The following is a 15,866-nucleotide window of genomic DNA, read 5'->3' as shown; positions in this document are numbered from 1 at the left end:
GCTTTCGCCCCGATGGACACCGAGACGCAGCAGGACGACGCGGAGCGGGACCGCTCCTCCGGCCCTGACGGGCACGAGCGGAGGGGCTGGTCACGCTCCGCTCGCTTGTGCGCAGTCGCTGCGTCCCTGCTCAGCGCGCTCTTGCTGGTCAGCGCTTTCGTGGTGCAGCCTTTTTTGATCCCTTCTGCATCAATGACCCCCACGCTGGCGGTCGGTGACCGGATACTGGTGGACAAGCTTGCCTATCGGATCGGCAACTCTCCGAGCCGCGGGGACGTTGTGGTCTTTGACGGCAGGGGTTCGTTCATGGACGAGGAGGAGACGGACGGGAATCCGGTGGCCGGTCTGTTGCGAGAGGCCGGCGCTGCGGTCGGTCTGGTGAGGCCGCCCGAGACGGACTACGTCAAGCGTGTGATCGGCGTCGGCGGGGATCGGGTCCGGTGCTGCGATGAGCGCGGAAGGATCGAGGTGAACGGTGTTCCGCTGGACGAGGGCTACCTGCATGACGGTGACGACCCGTCAGCCGTGCCGTTCGATATCGAAGTCCCGCAAGGGCGGTTGTGGGTGATGGGGGATCACCGCTCCGACTCCAGCGACTCGCGGGACCACCTCGGTGACGCGGGCGGTGGCACCGTTCCCGTGGAGCGGGTGATCGGGCGGGCCGACGGCATCGCATGGCCGATGGAACGCTGGGGAGCGGTCCACAGCAGAGGGGGAGGTGCCCATGAGTGACCGGGTGGGCCCCGCCCGCAACGGGCCCTACGACTACGGGGTACCGAGCGACTACGACGACGAACCGAACGCGGGACCGGGCCGCAACGGCGCCAACGGCCAGAACGGCTACGGCGGTTCCAACGGCTATGGCGGCGCCAACGGCTACGGCGCGCAGAACGCCGGCAACGGCTACGGCGGTGCCAACGGCTACGGCGGACAGGGCGCGGGCAACGGTTACGGCGGTTCCAACGGCAACGGCGCACAGAACGCCGCCAACGGCTACGGGGGAGCGCAGAACTCGGGCTTCAACGGCCGCAACGGCGGTGGCGACGGCTCGGATTACTACTCCGGCAACTACGACTACAGCGAGCCGTTCGAGTACTTCGGGAGCCCGCAGGCCCGTTCCAACGGCGGCGGCTACGGCGTCCCCGCCGCCACGGCCCCGGGCCCCATGCAGCCGGCCGCGAAGTTCCCGGGGCCCAACGGACCGCTCCCGCCGCCCTCGGTGAGCTCGGGCGAGACCATGCGGCTCAGCGCCTACTCGGCGCGGCTGATGGATCTGCCCGGCCACGAGACCAGGGACGAGAGACTCGGCATCCCGCCCGGCCCGAGCGGCGGAAGGGCGGAGCGCCGGCGGGCGGCGCAGCGCGTCAAGCGGCGCAGACGCCTGTCCGTCACGAAGGAGATACCGATCCTCGTCGGTGTCGCCCTGCTCATCGCCCTGGTCCTCAAGACGTTCCTGGTCCAGGCGTTCGTGATTCCCTCCGGCTCCATGGAGCAGACGATCCGCATCGGCGACCGCGTCCTGGTCGACAAGCTGACGCCGTGGTTCGGCACGAAGGCCGAGCGCGGTGACGTCGTCGTCTTCGAGGACCCGGGCGGCTGGCTCCCCGCGAGCGAGAAGAAGCGCTCGGACGACCCTGTCGGCATCAAGCAGGGCAAGGACTTCCTGACATTCATCGGCCTGCTTCCGTCCGACGACGAGCAGGACCTGATCAAACGTGTCATCGCCGTCGGCGGCGACGAGGTCAAGTGCTGCAACGCGCAAGGCAAAGTCACCGTGAACGGCAAGCCGATCGAAGAGCCGTACATCAACCCGGGCAACAAGCCCTCGGAGATCAAGTTCGACGTGAGGGTGCCGGTCGGCCGCGTGTTCGTCATGGGGGACCACCGCGCCAACTCCGCCGACTCCCGCTTCCATCTGCGTGAGCAGGGCGGCACCGTTCCCGAGGGACGGGTGCAGGGGCGGGCTGTCGTCATCGCCTGGCCGTTCGACCACTGGGGCAAGTTGGAGGCCTCGGACACGTTCAGCGCGGTTCCCGGCGCCGCGGGGGGATCAGCTGCGGCTCCGCCGATCGGGGGCGGTGACAACCGACTGACTCAATATCCGATCCCTGCGGAACTCCCGCTCGTTATGGGAGTGGTGGGCCTGTCCCGGATGTGGAACAGGCGGCAGTGGATTGTGAGGAGTGATTGTGGGGGACTTGGCGGTCGGCGCTCGTTCCGGATCCGGAGAGAACGAGGGCGAGGGCGAGAGCGGCACGGAGAACAGGAGCCCTGAGGCATCCACTACCGTGTCCGCTTCCGGACCCGAAGCACACAGCGCGGCGCGGGATGCGCCGCCGACCGCAGAGAGAGGCAGTGACATCAGCGTGAGCACGGGTGCGGAAGACGGCACCACAAGTGATCACACGTCGGGCGCGCAAGGCAGGCAACAGCGGTCATTCTTCAAGGAGTTGCCGATCCTCGTCGGCATCGCTCTGATCCTTGCCCTGCTGATCAAGACGTTCCTCGTCCAGGCGTTCTCCATCCCGTCCAACTCGATGCAGAACACGCTGCAGGTCGGGGACAGGGTGCTGGTCGACAAGCTCACACCCTGGTTCGGATCGGAACCGGAACGGGGAGAGGTCGTCGTCTTCCACGACCCGGGCGGCTGGCTGAACGAGGCACCGGTGCCGCAGCCGAGCGGTGTGGGCGGTGCCATCCAGACCGTGCTCAGCGCCATCGGCCTCATGCCGTCCGCGGACGAGCAGGACCTCATCAAGCGCGTCATCGCCGTCGGCGGCGACAGGGTCGAGTGCAAGCGCGGCGGCCCCGTCGAGATCAACGGCAAGGCGCTCGAAGAGTCGTATCTCTTCCCCGGCAACACCCCGTGCGACGACAAGCCCTTCGGCCCCGTCGAGGTGCCCGTGGGGAAGATGTGGGTGATGGGCGACCACCGTCAGGACTCCCTCGACTCGCGTTTCCACCGCTCGGTGGACAACGGCATGATCCCCACGGACCGGGTCGTCGGACGCGCCATCGTGGTGGCCTGGCCGATCACGCACTGGTCGCCGCTGCCGGTGCCCGACACCTTCGATCAGAAGGGTCTCGCGTCGAAGGTCGCGGAGGGAGTGCCCGCGGCCGCAGGCCTCGCCGGTGCGGTACCGCTCGTCCTGTGGCGGCGCAGGAGGCGTGCGGCGCGTGCGGCGGCCGAGCCTTCCGTCAACGGCTGACCTCCCCCCGTACTCAGCGCTCTCTACCCCGGGTAAGGTGCGCCCAGACCGAAGCGGCGAGCTGACCGGGAGTGCGCGATGAGCAAGGCTGAACGTACTGGAACAAGTCGCGGCCGCGCCGGACAAACGCTCTCGGGGCTCGCCGTGGCGGTCGGGTGCGTGCTCTTTCTTGGCGCCTTCGTCCTGGGCGCCCTCCTGTACCAGCCGTACACGGTGCCGACGGAGTCCATGGATCCCACGGTCAAGGCCGGCGACCGCGTGCTCGCGGAGCGGATAGACGGCGAGGAGGTCCGCCGCGGCGACGTCATCGTCTTCCAGGACTCCGTGTGGGGCTCCGTCCCGATGGTCAAGCGGGTCGTGGGCACGGGCGGTGACAAGGTCGCGTGCTGCGACAAGCAGGGTCGGCTCTCGGTCAACGGGAAGACTCTTCAGGAGCCGTATCTGAAGAGCACGGGTCCCGACTCCCAGCCCCCGTTCAAGGCGACGAAGGTGCCCGGGGGCAAGCTCTTCCTGCTCGGTGATCACCGTATGGATTCGGTCGACTCCCGGGTCCACCTCGAGGACGGCGACCACGGCGCGGTGCCGCGCTCCGCCGTGAAGGCGCGGGTGGACGCCGTCGCGTGGCCCGTGAGCGGTCTGGGGATGCTCGCGCGGCCCGGAGGCTTCTCGGCCCTGCCGGGCGGGACGTCCGACCCGGGTCCGCTGGAGCCGCTGATCATCGCCGTTGTTGCCGGTGCAGCCCTGATCCTGGGCGGCGCGGCGTACGGCCCGATCGCGCGGCGGGCCGGACGGGGCACTCGCGACTGACGCACAATGGGGGCACGCACGGCTGAAGGGGAACATGCCATGAGCGCCGAGGACCTCGAGAAGTACGAGACCGAGATGGAGCTGAAGCTCTACCGGGAGTACAGGGACGTCGTCGGTCTTTTCAAGTACGTGATCGAGACCGACCGGCGCTTCTACCTCACCAACGATTACGAGATGCAAGTGCACTCCGTGCAGGGTGAGGTCTTCTTCGAGGTCTCCATGGCCGATGCGTGGGTGTGGGACATGTACCGTCCCGCCCGGTTCGTCAAGCAGGTGCGGGTCCTGACCTTCAAGGACGTGAACATCGAGGAGCTGAACAAGAGCGAGCTCGATCTGCCCGAGAACTCCGGCTTCAAGGGCTGACCGCTCGCCGCTCGGACCGTCCTCCCGTGGGACTCTCACACCGTGAGCGCTGAGGTTTCGTCTCTCTGTGGGTGACGGCTCTGTCCACAACCGGCCCGTTGTCCCCAGATCCGCACCTTGATCAACTGCCCCGCCTGCCTTCCGTCACAGTCAGTGACCGGAGGTGGTGCGGATGAGCGCCCGAAAAGCCCTCGGTCGGTACGGGGAGGATGTCGCGGCCCGAAGGCTGCGTCAGGCGGGAATGGCGGTGCTGGAGCGCAACTGGCGCTGCGCCGAGGGAGAGCTCGACATCGTTGCTCGGGACAGGGACACGCTGGTGATCTGCGAGGTCAAGACCCGGCGTGCGGGGCGGGGCGGGACGTTCGAGCATCCGATGTCCGCGGTCACACCGGCGAAATCGGCACGGCTGCGGAGGCTGGCCTCGCGCTGGCTGACCGAATGCTGGCTGACGCGGTACGGGCAGCCGCCCCGTGGCGGCGTGCGGATCGACCTCATCGGGGTGCTGCTGCCGGACCGGGGCGGGCCCCTGGTGCAGCACGCACGGGGGGTGGCCTGATGGGGTTCGCCCGCACGTGCTCGGTGGCGCTGGTCGGGGTCGAGGGCGTCGTGGTGGAGATCCAGGCCGACCTGGAGCCGGGGGTGGCGACGTTCACCCTGGTGGGGCTGCCCGACAAGAGCCTCACCGAGAGCCGTGACCGTGTCCGGGCGGCAGTGGTGAACGCCGGCGAGGACTGGCCGCAGAAGAAGCTCACCGTCGGATTGAGCCCCGCCTCTGTGCCCAAGAGCGGCAGCGGATTCGACCTGGGTGTCGCCTGTGCGGTGCTGGGGGCCGCCGAGCGTATCGATCCGCGGAGCATCGCCGGGCTGATGATGCTCGGGGAGCTGGGCCTGGACGGGCGCGTGCGCCCCGTGCGAGGAGTCCTCCCGGCGGTGCTGGCAGCGGCCGACGCGGGACACCGGCAGGTCGTCGTCTCCGAGGAGGCGGTTCCCGAGGCGTCGCTGGTGCCGGACGTGACCGTCCTCGGCGTCCGCAGTCTCCGGCAGCTGATCGCGCTGCTCAACGACGAGCCCGTGCCCGAGGAAGAGCCGCCCGACAGCCTGTCTCCCGACGAGCCGGGCAGCGAACGGAGCCCGTCCGCCCTGTCGTTGCCCGGCCAGGGGTGGGCCGCGCCGGGTGCCACGAGGCGAGCGGAGCGGACGCTGGACATGGCCGACGTCGCCGGCCAGCACACCGCCCGCCGAGCGCTGGAGGTGGCTGCGGCCGGCCGGCATCACATTTTTTTCAAGGGTCCGCCGGGCGCGGGCAAGACGATGTTGGCCGAGCGCCTGCCGGGGCTGCTGCCGCCGCTGACTGCTCAGCAGTCGCTGGAAGTGACCGCGGTCCACTCGGTGGCCGGGGTGCTGCCCCCTGGCCAGCCGCTGGTCACGCGCCCTCCGTACTGCGCCCCTCATCACTCGGCGACGATGGCCTCGCTGGTCGGAGGCGGTTCGGGCCTGCCGAGGCCGGGAGCGGTTTCCATGGCGCACCACGGGGTGCTGTTCCTGGACGAGGCGGCGGAGTGCAGCGGCCGCGTTCTCGACGCGATGCGGCAGCCGCTGGAGTCGGGGCAGGTGGTGGTGGCACGGGCCGCGGGGATGATGCGGATGCCCGCGCGGTTCCTGCTCGCCCTCGCCGCGAACCCCTGCCCGTGCGGTCGTTACGGCATGAAGGGCGGTGGGTGCGAATGCCGTCCCGCGTCCATCAGGCGCTACCGGGCGAGGCTCTCGGGTCCGCTGATGGACCGGGTCGACCTCAGGGTTCAGGTCAAGCCGCTCTCCCGTTCCGAACTGGCGGGCCTCCACGGTAGTTCGGAGAGCACCGCGGCGGTCGCCGAGCGTGTACTGGCCGCGCGTGAGCGTGCCGCCGCGCGCTACATGGGGACACCGTGGTCGGCCAACAGCGATATCCCCGGGCATGAGCTGCGTACGCGCTGGCCGGCCGAGCCCGGAGCGCTGAGCAGGGCGGAGGAGGACATGGAGCACGGGCTGCTCACAGCCCGGGGGATGGACAGGGTGCTCCGCGTCGCCTGGACGGTCGCCGATCTCGCAGGCCATGACCGCCCGACGGCCCAGGACGTCGACTGGGCTCTCGAACTCCGTACGGGTATCAGACGAGGCATGCCGGGTTCTCCTGCGGCGGTCACCGCGTCCCGGGGGCAGCCGTGACCACCGATGCGTATGGCGGTCCCGCCACCGGCGAGATCCCTGAGGACGATGAGCCGCTTGAGCTCTGCCCCGAGGAGCGTCTCGCACGCGCCGCGCTGACCCGGATCGCGGAGCCGGGTGACGAGAGGGCCGGCCGCTGGCTGCGGACCCATGGCGCTCAGGAGGTGGTGCGGGCGCTGCGCGAGGACGCCAGCCCGTTGCCGGGGGTCGACGAGCAGCGCTGGGCCGGACTGCGTTCCCGAGCCGAACGGGCCCGTCCCGAGGCGGACTTGGCAGCCATCGAGGCCCTCGGCGGGCGATTCATCTGCCCGGGAGACCGCGAATGGCCGGGGCAGCTCGATGCCCTGGGGGTGACGAGGCCCATCGGGCTGTGGCTGCGCGGTGCCCCGAACCTGCGGCTCTGGGCGCTCCGCTCGGTGGCGATCGTCGGCGCCCGTGCCTGCACGGAGTACGGCGTCCATGTGGCGGCGGTGCTCGGGGCGGGGCTGGCCGAACGCGGCTGGACGGTGGTCTCAGGCGCGGCGTACGGCATCGACGGCGCCGCGCACAGGGGAGCCCTCGCGGCGGGCGGCGCCACTGTCGGGGTGCTGGCCTGCGGGGTGGATGTGGCCTATCCGCCTGGCCACGCCGAGTTGATCTCGCGCATCGCTGAACAGGGCCTGATGCTTGCCGAGTTGGCTCCGAAGGATCACCCGTCGCCCAGCCGCTTCGTGCTCCGGAACCGGGTGATCGCCGCGCTCACGCGGGGCACGGTCGTAGTGGAAGCGGCATTGAGAAGCGGTTCGTTGTCGACCGCGCGGCACGCGCGACGGCTGGGCCGGTTCGTGATGGGCGTACCCGGCCCGGTCACCTCGGGGCTCTCGGCGGGTGTGCACGAACTGCTCCGGGAGGAGGGGAGCCTCGTCACGGACGCGGCCGAGGTGATCGAACTGATCGGGAGCATCGGTGAGCTGGCCCCGCGCAGACAAGGCGCGTCCGTGCCCCGTGACGTGCTGCCCAGTGAGGCTGCGATGGTGCTCGACGCGTTGCCGGCGCGGGGCGCCGTACGGTCCGCGCAGCTGGCGCAGGCTGTCGGCATCACGCCGGATGTGGCCGTCGCGAGGCTGCAGGAACTGTGTGCGCTCGGATTTGTCGAACGCCTGGGCGTCGGCTGGCAGTTGAGCCGGTCCGCAGGGCCCCGGAAGGCCACCGGGCACCCCATCGAGTGAAGAGCCGGTCCTTGACCTGCGGCTATCGAATGAAAGGGTGATCCGCATGCTCTGGTTGCGTCCCGCCCACCCCCGACGGCCGGTTCCGGGCGCTATCAAGGGAGTAACTCACGGGTGCGGGCAGCGGAACGTATCTGCGCATGCCGAAGTGGCCGCTCGTCGCATATTGCGACCTTGTGGTCACGCTACGCTCACACCTCCCAGGTAGAGGCACCCGGTCACGCGCACCCCTCCGCCGCGTGACGACTACTCAGCAGAAACGGCTCAAGGCGACGCATGCCCCAGCACACCCCCGGGCCTGAACCCGCCGGCACCGCCACAGAGGCACCGGCCGGCACCGAGAATCCCGGACTCGGTGCCGGTCACAGTGCCCTCGACGAGCTGTGGCGGTCGTACAAGGCCACGGGCGACGAGCGGCTGCGGGAACAGCTGATCCTGCACTACTCGCCACTCGTCAAGTACGTCGCCGGTCGGGTCAGCGTCGGGCTGCCCTCCAACGTGGAGCAGGCCGACTTCGTCTCCTCCGGGATCTTCGGACTCATCGATGCCATCGAGAAATTCGACCCCGAGCGTTCCATCAAGTTCGAGACGTACGCGATCACACGCATCCGCGGAGCGATGATCGACGAACTGCGGGCCCTGGACTGGATCCCCCGGTCCGTGCGGCAGAAGGCACGGGCAGTCGAGCGTGCCTACGCCACGCTGGAAGCGACGCTGCGGCGCAGCCCCTCCGAATCGGAGGTCGCGGCGGAGATGGGCATCCCTCTTGAGGAACTGCACGGCGTGTTCAGCCAGTTGTCCCTCGCCAACGTCGTGGCGCTGGAGGAACTGCTGCACGTAGGGGGAGAGGGCGGTGACCGGCTCAGCCTCATGGACACCCTGGAGGACACGGCCGCCGACAACCCTGTCGAGGTGGCGGAGGACCGCGAGTTGCGGCGCCTGCTGGCCCGCGCCATCAACACCCTCCCGGACAGGGAGAAGACCGTGGTGACCCTCTACTACTACGAGGGACTGACGCTGGCGGAGATCGGCCAGGTCCTGGGCGTCACCGAGAGCCGCGTGAGCCAGATCCACACCAAGTCGGTCCTTCAGCTTCGGGCAAAGCTGGCCGACGTCGGTCGCTGATCGCTCCCTCCGTCCGTATGGTGGGGGCGTGCCAAGGATTCGAGCGGCCTCCGTGGCCGAGCACCGGACCATGCAGCGCTCCGCCCTTCTCGACGCTGCCCGTGCACTGCTGTCCGAAGGCGGCACCGACGCTTTGACCTTCCCGGCCCTCGCGCAGCGCACGGGGCTCGCGCGCTCCTCGGTCTACGAGTACTTCCGGTCCCGCGGCGCTGTCGTCGAGGAACTCTGCGCCGTGGACTTCCCTTTGTGGGCGGCCGAGGTCGAAGCGGCGATGGCCGAAGCCGAATCGCCGGAGTCGAAGATCGAAGCCTACGTACGGCAGCAGCTGGCGCTGGTCGGGGACAGGCGGCACCGGGCCGTCGTCGCGATCTCCGCCGGTGAACTGGACGCCGGAGCACGCGAGAAGATCCGCGCCGCCCACGGAGGGCTCGTAGCCATGGTCGTCGAGGCACTCGCGGAGCTGGGCCACGACCAGCCGCGCCTGGCGGCGATGCTGCTCCAAGGTGTCGTCGACGCGGCGGTACGGCGTACCGAACTCGGCGCCGCGGAGAGCCCGGAAGAGATCACGGAAGCTGCTGTCTCGATGGCCCTCAGCGGCGTCCGCCGCTGACACCCGGCGGCGGGCGCCCCCGGAACTCGTGCCTCGCACGGCCCGCCTTTCCCCGGCGCTCTGTCGAAGCAGGGCGCCCGTGCGAGCACCGTCCACTCCGGTCAGACCGGTTCCCGTGCACCAGACGCCCTCGCGCCCAGTAGGCCCCGCAACCGAGCATCGCGGCGAGTGATATCGCGCCGAGCGCCGGACCGCTCTCGGCGGTGGCGGCCGGAACCGTCGCCGCTGTGCGGCCCACCCCCTGTGTGTGCCCCCCATCCGTCGTCCTGTCCCGCCTCGCAGTGCCTGCGTCCGCTCCCGGGTTCGTATCCGCGTTCGTCCCCATCTCCGATCCCGTTTCTCCCTTCGCGCCCGTGGCGGAGTCTGTGCCTGTGGTGCCTCCGGTGACGGCGGCACGACCGGCGTGACCGGGAAGCGGCACCCCGAAGACCGGAAGCAGCCTCGACGGCCCGCCGCGCAGGAGCGACAGCGGGTCGAGGTAGCGCTCACCGCGTCGTGCGCCCCAGTGCAAACAACCCAGGTCGCAGTGGAACGGGCCGGCTGCCACCCTGCCGACGGTCTGGCCGGACCGCACGCGCTCGCCCTTGTGGACGGAAGGCCGCACAGGCTCGTACGTCATGCGCAGCGGTGGGCGCCCCGTGCCGGACAGCTCGACCGAGACCACCCCGCGCCCGGCGACCTTGCCCGCGAACGAGACCCGTCCCGCTGCGACCGCCCGCACCGGGCTGCCTCGGGGAGCCGCGAGATCGACGCCGCGATGACCGGCGGCCCAGGGCTTCGGGGGCGGCTTCCAGCGCCGGACGACCCGGGGGACCCCGGCACGTCCCTCCACGGGCCACGCCCTGCCGCCGGAACCGTCCGCACCCCGCGCGGCCGCATCCCGCATGCCTGCGGTCGTCATGGAGGGCCTCTCCCTCCCTTCCTCCGCATGCGCCCGCGCGCTCCGTACCCCGCCGACGACCAGCGCGAAGGCCGCGCAGAGCGCCGTGCAAGCCACCAGGCGCACCGTCTCGCGGAGCACACCCGCTACCCCCAGCACCATGGACAGGCCCCCTTGTCGGTCGACGTGTACGCAGAGTCCCGTACCGTGACCGAGAGCGGGGATCTTGCCGAACTTCCGTGGAAAACCAGCCCCTTGTGGACAGGGCCATCACTCGTGAGGGGCACAAGGGCCGGTGTGTGGCCCCACGCGCCCTCCGTGCACCGGCCCGCGCAGCCCCTGCAATCCCGTCGCAGCCCGCGCAACGTGCGCATACGCCCCTGCACGGCATGTCCGGCAAGCCGGACTCTCCCCGCCAGGGAGCCGTGCCCCGCTCAGGTCCCGTACACTGCTGGTGGCGGCCCGGTCCACCGGGCTGACTTCGCACGCCTCGCCACCCTCACCCGGTGGCCGCGTATCTCGGTCCCATGAGGGCCCCTCCAAAGGCCCTACGGGCAGCGCGACAGAGGCGTCAGGCAAGCGATGGCCATCCCGGCCAGCGCTGACGACAACCGAGTAACACAAGGAGAACGGCCATGGCCGTCGTCACGATGCGGGAGCTGCTGGAGAGCGGCGTCCACTTCGGGCACCAGACCCGCCGCTGGAACCCGAAGATGAAGCGCTTCATCTTCACCGAGCGCAACGGCATTTACATCATCGACCTGCTCCAGTCGCTGTCGTACATCGACCGCGCCTACGAGTTCGTCAAGGAGACCGTCGCGCACGGCGGCTCCATCATGTTCGTCGGCACCAAGAAGCAGGCCCAGGAGGCCATCGCCGAGCAGGCCACGCGCGTGGGCATGCCCTACGTCAACCAGCGCTGGCTCGGCGGCATGCTGACCAACTTCTCGACCGTCTACAAGCGCCTCCAGCGGCTGAAGGAGCTGGAGCAGATCGACTTCGAGGATGTGGCCGCCTCCGGCCTCACCAAGAAGGAGCTGCTCGTCCTCTCCCGCGAGAAGGCGAAGCTGGAGAAGACCCTCGGCGGTATCCGCGAGATGCAGAAGGTGCCCAGCGCCGTCTGGATCGTGGACACCAAGAAGGAGCACATCGCGGTAGGCGAGGCGCGGAAGCTCAACATCCCCGTCGTCGCGATCCTGGACACCAACTGCGATCCGGACGAGGTCGACTACAAGATCCCGGGCAACGACGACGCGATCCGCTCCGTCACGCTTCTCACCCGCGTGATCGCCGACGCCGCCGCCGAGGGCCTCATCGCCCGCTCCGGCGCCGCCGAGGCGGCCAAGAGCGGCGACAAGGCCGCCGAGCCGCTCGCCGAGTGGGAGCGTGAGCTCCTGGAGGGCGAGAAGAGCGAGGACGCGGGCAAGGCCGAGGCCAAGGAAGGCGAGAAGGCCGCCGAGCCCAAGGAAGACGAGAAGGCTGCCGAGGCCAAGGCCGAGGAGAAGCCGTCCGACGCCTCCGAGTCGAAGACCGCCGAGAACGCCTGACGTCACCAGGGGCGCGGCGGGTGCGGCCCGCCGCGCCCCGGTGACCATTCCGACGGCCGTTCGGAAGAGACGCAGACCCACCTCGCGACTCCGCCGCACCGCACGACGGTGAACCGGTGATGTCCCGGACCGGCCTCGAAGAGACCTCAAGAAGGACGAGTTCCGCCCCCACGCCCCGATGCGCGGAGCGCGAGGCGGAGCCTGGTCACAGAAGGAAACCAAGCATGGCGAACTACACCGCCGCCGACGTCAAGAAGCTCCGTGAGCTCACGGGCGCCGGCATGATGGACTGCAAGAAGGCCCTCGAGGAGTCCGAGGGTGACGTCGACAAGGCCGTAGAGGTCCTGCGCGTCAAGGGCCAGAAGGGCGTGGCCAAGCGCGAGAGCCGCACCGCATCGAACGGTGCGCTGGTCTCCCGCATCGCCGACGACAAGAGCTCCGGCGTGCTCGTCGAGCTCAAGTGCGAGACCGACTTCGTCGCGAAGGGCGAGAAGTTCCTCGCTGTCGCCGACGCCATCGCCGGGCACGTCGCCGCCACTTCACCCGCCGACACCCCGACGCTGCTCGCCTCGGAGATCGAGCCGGGCAAGACCGTCCAGGCGTACGTGGACGAGGCCAACGCCAACCTCGGCGAGAAGATCGTCCTGGACCGCTTCGCCTCGTACTCCGGCGCCTTCGTCGCCTCCTACCTGCACCGCACGAGCCCGGACCTGCCTCCGCAGGTCGGCGTGCTCGTCGAGCTGGACAAGGAGAACGCGGAGGTCGCCAAGGACGTCGCGCAGCACATCGCCGCCTTCGCGCCGAAGTTCCTCACCCGCGAGGAGATCCCGGCCGAGACCGTCGAGAACGAGCGCCGCATCGCCGAGGAGACCGCTCGCGAGGAGGGCAAGCCCGAGCAGGCGCTGCCCAAGATCGTCGAGGGTCGCGTCACGGGCTTCTTCAAGGAGAACACCCTGCTCGACCAGCCCTTCGCCAAGGACAACAAGAAGAGCGTCCAGAAGGTCCTGGAAGAGGCCGGCGTCACGCTGAAGCACTTCGCGCGTTTCCGCGTCGGCGCCTGAGGTACCGGCCCCGTAATGCGTGCCGACGCGTGGCGCACGCGAACGGTACGCGCCCGATAAGGTCGGGCACAGGGCAGTTGTGACGAGGAGGCCATTGCCGCATCAGGGATTTCGAAGATCCGACGGCAGTGGCCTCCTTCGTATGTGCACGAGGAGAGTTCATGAGCAAGGACAGCGATACATCCGACACAGGCAGGACCAGCCGCAGCGGCCGCAAGCGTTTCCTGCTCAAGCTCTCCGGTGAGGCGTTCGCCGGCGGCGGTGGGCTCGGTGTCGATCCCGACATCGTGCACAAGATGGCCCACGAGATCGCGTCCGTCGTACGCGACGGGGCGGAGCTCGCCGTGGTCATCGGCGGCGGCAACTTCTTCCGCGGCGCCCAGTTGCAGGTGCGCGGCATGGACCGTGCGCGCTCCGACTACATGGGGATGCTCGGCACGGTCATGAACTGCCTCGCGCTGCAGGACTTCCTGGAGAAGGAAGGCATCGACTCCCGCGTCCAGACGGCGATCACCATGGGGCAGGTCGCGGAGCCGTACATTCCGTTGCGTGCGGTGCGGCACCTGGAGAAGGGCCGGGTCGTCATCTTCGGCGCCGGTATGGGCATGCCGTACTTCTCGACCGACACCACCGCCGCCCAGCGCGCCCTCGAGATCCATGCCGAGGCCCTCCTGATGGGCAAGAACGGTGTGGACGGCGTCTACGACTCGGACCCCGCGAAGAACCCGGACGCGGTGAAGTTCGACGCCCTCGAGTACGCCGAGGTCATCACGCGCGATCTGAAGGTCGCCGACGCCACGGCCGTCACGCTCTGCCGGGACAACAAACTGCCGATCCTCGTCTTCGAGTTGCTCGCGGAGGGCAATATCGCGCGAGCGGTGAAGGGTGAGAAGATCGGCACCCTGGTGAGCAACCAGGGCACGAGAGGCTGACGTTCGGGATTCGGCGGCTGCCCGGCGCGCTCGGTGCCCGTCGGGTGACTCACCGTCGTACGAACGGCTCGACACGGGGTGGACAACCGCCTGCCGGTCGGACACCGTGCAGGAAACAGGGCTTATCCGCAGAGCTCATTCAAGGAAACCAGGAGCACGTGGTGATCGAAGAGACCCTCCTCGAAGCCGAGGAGAAGATGGAGAAGGCGGTCGTGGTCGCCAAGGAGGACTTCGCCGCGATCCGCACCGGCCGTGCGCACCCGGCGATGTTCAACAAGATCGTGGCGGAGTACTACGGCACGATGACGCCGATCAACCAGCTGGCATCGTTCTCGGTTCCGGAGCCGCGGATGGCGGTGGTGACGCCGTTCGACAAGAGCGCGCTGCGCAACATCGAGACGGCGATCCGCGACTCCGACCTCGGCGTCAACCCGTCGAACGACGGCAATATCATCCGGGTGACGTTCCCCGAGCTGACCGAGGAGCGCCGCAGGGAGTTCATCAAGGTCGCCAAGGGCAAGGCCGAGGACGCGAAGATCTCCATCCGCAGCGTCCGCCGCAAGGCCAAGGAGTCCTTCGAGGCCGCGATCAAGGACGGCGACGTGGGTGAGGACGAGGGCCGTCGGGCGGAGAAGGAGCTCGACGACACCACCTCGAAGTACCAGGGACAGATCGACGAGCTGCTCAAGCACAAGGAAGCCGAGCTGCTCGAGGTCTGAGTTCCCCGCGCGCGGGGCTGTCCGAGATCCGTCCGAGGTCCGAGGTCTGAGGCTGCAAATCTGTGAACGACTCAACGTGGGGAGCCCCGCCGCCCCGTACCGGATTCCCGGGCGCACCCGGCCAGGGACGCGCGACGTCCGGAAGCGCCTTCCAGCCCGGCACGGGTGAAGTCCCCGCGCACGGGACCGGTGCCGTGCCGCAGACTCGGCATATGCCCACCGTGTCCGACCCGGGCGGCCCTGGCGGTGGCCAGGGCGGATCCGGTCAAGGGGGTTCCCACGGCTCCGGCTCCGCCGGCAGCCGCGACGGCAACGGTGGCGGACGGCCCGGCCCCGGCGACTCCGACCCAGGCCCGGCCCCGCTGGGCGGCAAGAAGCGGGCCGGGCGGAACCTGCGCGCAGCGATAGGAGTCGGCGTCGGCCTGGGCGCCGTCATCCTCGCCTCCCTCTTCTTCTACAAGCCCGTCTTCCTCGGCGTGGTCGTCGTCGCCGTCGTCGTCGGCCTGTGGGAGCTGACGTCGCGGCTCAGCGAGCGCAAGGAGATCCAGGCACCGCTCGTGCCGCTCGGCGTGGGCGGCGCCGCCATGGTGATCGCCGGCTATCTGCGCGGTCCCGAGGGCGCGTGGGTGGTCATGGCGCTGACCACGCTCGCAGTGCTCGCCTGGCGGATGACCGAATCGCCCGAGGAATACCTGCGGGACGTCACGGCCGCCGTGTTCGCCACGTTCTACGTACCGTTCCTGGCCACGTTCGTCGCGCTCATGCTCGCCGCCGACGACGGTCCGTGGCGGGTTCTGACGTTCCTGCTGCTGACGGTCGTCAGCGACACCGGTGCGTACGCCGTGGGCTGGCGCTTCGGCACCCACAAGCTCGCCCCGAACATCAGTCCCGGCAAGACGCGCGAAGGGCTGGGCGGAGCGATCGGCTTCTGCATGGCGGCGGGGGCGCTGTGCATGCAGTTCCTGGTCGACGGGGGTAGCTGGTGGCAGGGTCTGCTGCTCGGCTGCGCGGTGGCGGTCACCGCCACCCTGGGCGACCTGGGCGAGTCCATGATGAAGCGGGACCTCGGCATCAAGGACATGGGCACGCTGCTTCCCGGGCACGGCGGCATCATGGACCGGCTGGACTCCCTCCTCCCGACGGCCCCCGTCGTCTGGCTGCTCTTCGTCGCCTTCGTCGGCGGCGGCTGACGCGGGGGAG

16 protein-coding genes are annotated in these 15,866 nt (G+C 69.5%); 15 read left to right on the top strand and 1 reads right to left on the bottom strand.

Features of this window, described 5'->3' with window-relative positions:
• The first annotated feature begins 12 nt into the window (after positions 1-12).
• From lepB (G4Z16_RS07880) to G4Z16_RS07835, 10 genes are all read left to right on the top strand, one after another.
• On the top strand, positions 13-732 hold the full coding sequence (lepB, locus tag G4Z16_RS07880; protein WP_197350075.1) for a signal peptidase I: 720 nt from the start codon (positions 13-15) through the stop codon (positions 730-732).
• A gap of 535 nt (positions 733-1,267) precedes the next feature.
• Positions 1,268-2,275 carry a signal peptidase I gene (gene lepB / locus G4Z16_RS32390; protein ID WP_246531240.1) on the top strand — a complete coding sequence of 336 codons (1,008 nt, stop codon included), beginning with the start codon at positions 1,268-1,270 and terminating at the stop codon, positions 2,273-2,275.
• The gene (lepB, locus tag G4Z16_RS07870; RefSeq protein WP_425508151.1) at positions 2,199-3,209 is read left to right on the top strand and encodes a signal peptidase I; all 1,011 of its coding nucleotides are present in this window, start codon (positions 2,199-2,201) and stop codon (positions 3,207-3,209) included. The genes lepB (G4Z16_RS32390) and lepB (G4Z16_RS07870) overlap by 77 nt, the downstream gene beginning before the upstream one ends.
• Before the next feature lie 78 nt (positions 3,210-3,287).
• Positions 3,288-4,016, top strand: coding sequence for a signal peptidase I (lepB, locus tag G4Z16_RS07865; RefSeq protein WP_197350069.1), 729 nt, complete (start codon positions 3,288-3,290; stop codon positions 4,014-4,016).
• Between the two features lie 39 nt (positions 4,017-4,055).
• Positions 4,056-4,379: a DUF2469 domain-containing protein gene (locus G4Z16_RS07860; RefSeq protein ID WP_028435414.1), complete on the top strand. Its 324-nt coding sequence runs from the start codon at positions 4,056-4,058 to the stop codon at positions 4,377-4,379.
• 172 nt (positions 4,380-4,551) lie between these two features.
• Entirely contained in the window at positions 4,552-4,935 is a 384-nt protein-coding gene (locus G4Z16_RS07855; RefSeq protein WP_197350067.1) for a YraN family protein, read from the top strand.
• Positions 4,935-6,584 carry a YifB family Mg chelatase-like AAA ATPase gene (locus G4Z16_RS07850; protein WP_197350065.1) on the top strand — a complete coding sequence of 550 codons (1,650 nt, stop codon included), beginning with the start codon at positions 4,935-4,937 and terminating at the stop codon, positions 6,582-6,584. Before G4Z16_RS07855 ends, G4Z16_RS07850 begins: the two co-directional genes overlap by 1 nt.
• Before the next feature lie 35 nt (positions 6,585-6,619).
• Complete coding sequence (gene dprA, locus G4Z16_RS07845) at positions 6,620-7,792, top strand: DNA-processing protein DprA (RefSeq protein ID WP_246531239.1); 1,173 nt, start codon at positions 6,620-6,622, stop codon at positions 7,790-7,792.
• A 276-nt stretch (positions 7,793-8,068) separates the two neighbouring features.
• Entirely contained in the window at positions 8,069-8,917 is an 849-nt protein-coding gene (gene whiG, locus G4Z16_RS07840; RefSeq protein WP_197350060.1) for an RNA polymerase sigma factor WhiG, read from the top strand.
• Positions 8,918-8,969: 52 nt separating this feature from the next.
• Positions 8,970-9,527 carry a TetR/AcrR family transcriptional regulator gene (locus G4Z16_RS07835; RefSeq protein ID WP_197354237.1) on the top strand — a complete coding sequence of 186 codons (558 nt, stop codon included), beginning with the start codon at positions 8,970-8,972 and terminating at the stop codon, positions 9,525-9,527.
• Here G4Z16_RS07835 and G4Z16_RS33065 read toward each other — a convergent pair.
• Positions 9,508-10,569: a murein hydrolase activator EnvC family protein gene (locus G4Z16_RS33065; protein WP_197350058.1), complete on the bottom strand. Its 1,062-nt coding sequence runs from the start codon at positions 10,567-10,569 to the stop codon at positions 9,508-9,510. The two genes, G4Z16_RS07835 and G4Z16_RS33065, sit on opposite strands and share 20 nt — an antisense overlap.
• A 473-nt stretch (positions 10,570-11,042) precedes the next feature.
• Between G4Z16_RS33065 and rpsB the strand changes: the two genes are divergently transcribed.
• From rpsB to G4Z16_RS07805, 5 genes are all read left to right on the top strand, one after another.
• Positions 11,043-11,954 carry a 30S ribosomal protein S2 gene (gene rpsB / locus G4Z16_RS07825; RefSeq protein ID WP_197350057.1) on the top strand — a complete coding sequence of 304 codons (912 nt, stop codon included), beginning with the start codon at positions 11,043-11,045 and terminating at the stop codon, positions 11,952-11,954.
• A 224-nt stretch (positions 11,955-12,178) separates the two neighbouring features.
• Positions 12,179-13,015, top strand: coding sequence for a translation elongation factor Ts (gene tsf, locus G4Z16_RS07820; protein WP_197350055.1), 837 nt, complete (start codon positions 12,179-12,181; stop codon positions 13,013-13,015).
• 161 nt (positions 13,016-13,176) lie between these two features.
• The gene (gene pyrH, locus G4Z16_RS07815) at positions 13,177-13,947 is read left to right on the top strand and encodes a UMP kinase (RefSeq protein ID WP_028435422.1); all 771 of its coding nucleotides are present in this window, start codon (positions 13,177-13,179) and stop codon (positions 13,945-13,947) included.
• A gap of 161 nt (positions 13,948-14,108) precedes the next feature.
• A complete protein-coding gene (gene frr / locus G4Z16_RS07810) occupies positions 14,109-14,666 on the top strand; it encodes a ribosome recycling factor (RefSeq protein ID WP_028435423.1) in 558 nt (185 codons plus the stop codon).
• Positions 14,667-14,728: 62 nt separating this feature from the next.
• Entirely contained in the window at positions 14,729-15,856 is a 1,128-nt protein-coding gene (locus tag G4Z16_RS07805) for a phosphatidate cytidylyltransferase (protein WP_197350053.1), read from the top strand.
• The last annotated feature ends 10 nt before the right edge of the window (positions 15,857-15,866 follow it).

This window comes from Streptomyces bathyalis, from assembly GCF_015910445.1.
Lineage (GTDB): Bacteria > Actinomycetota > Actinomycetes > Streptomycetales > Streptomycetaceae > Streptomyces > Streptomyces bathyalis.
The sequence above is the reverse complement of the archived record's forward strand: the minus strand, read 5'-3'. Positions and strand labels throughout refer to the sequence as shown.

Excerpts from the sequence above, each read along its gene's own strand:
- G4Z16_RS33065 (WP_197350058.1), bottom strand. The coding sequence starts at position 10,569 with ATGGTGCTGGGGGTAGCGGGTGTGCTCCGCGAGACGGTGCGCCTGGTG.
- whiG (WP_197350060.1), top strand. The coding sequence starts at position 8,069 with ATGCCCCAGCACACCCCCGGGCCTGAACCCGCCGGCACCGCCACAGAG.
- G4Z16_RS07860 (WP_028435414.1), top strand. The coding sequence starts at position 4,056 with ATGAGCGCCGAGGACCTCGAGAAGTACGAGACCGAGATGGAGCTGAAG.
- rpsB (WP_197350057.1), top strand. The coding sequence starts at position 11,043 with ATGGCCGTCGTCACGATGCGGGAGCTGCTGGAGAGCGGCGTCCACTTC.
- lepB (WP_246531240.1), top strand. The coding sequence starts at position 1,268 with ATGGATCTGCCCGGCCACGAGACCAGGGACGAGAGACTCGGCATCCCG.
- pyrH (WP_028435422.1), top strand. The coding sequence starts at position 13,177 with ATGAGCAAGGACAGCGATACATCCGACACAGGCAGGACCAGCCGCAGC.
- tsf (WP_197350055.1), top strand. The coding sequence starts at position 12,179 with ATGGCGAACTACACCGCCGCCGACGTCAAGAAGCTCCGTGAGCTCACG.
- G4Z16_RS07855 (WP_197350067.1), top strand. The coding sequence starts at position 4,552 with ATGAGCGCCCGAAAAGCCCTCGGTCGGTACGGGGAGGATGTCGCGGCC.
- lepB (WP_197350075.1), top strand. The coding sequence starts at position 13 with ATGGACACCGAGACGCAGCAGGACGACGCGGAGCGGGACCGCTCCTCC.
- lepB (WP_197350069.1), top strand. The coding sequence starts at position 3,288 with ATGAGCAAGGCTGAACGTACTGGAACAAGTCGCGGCCGCGCCGGACAA.
- G4Z16_RS07850 (WP_197350065.1), top strand. The coding sequence starts at position 4,935 with ATGGGGTTCGCCCGCACGTGCTCGGTGGCGCTGGTCGGGGTCGAGGGC.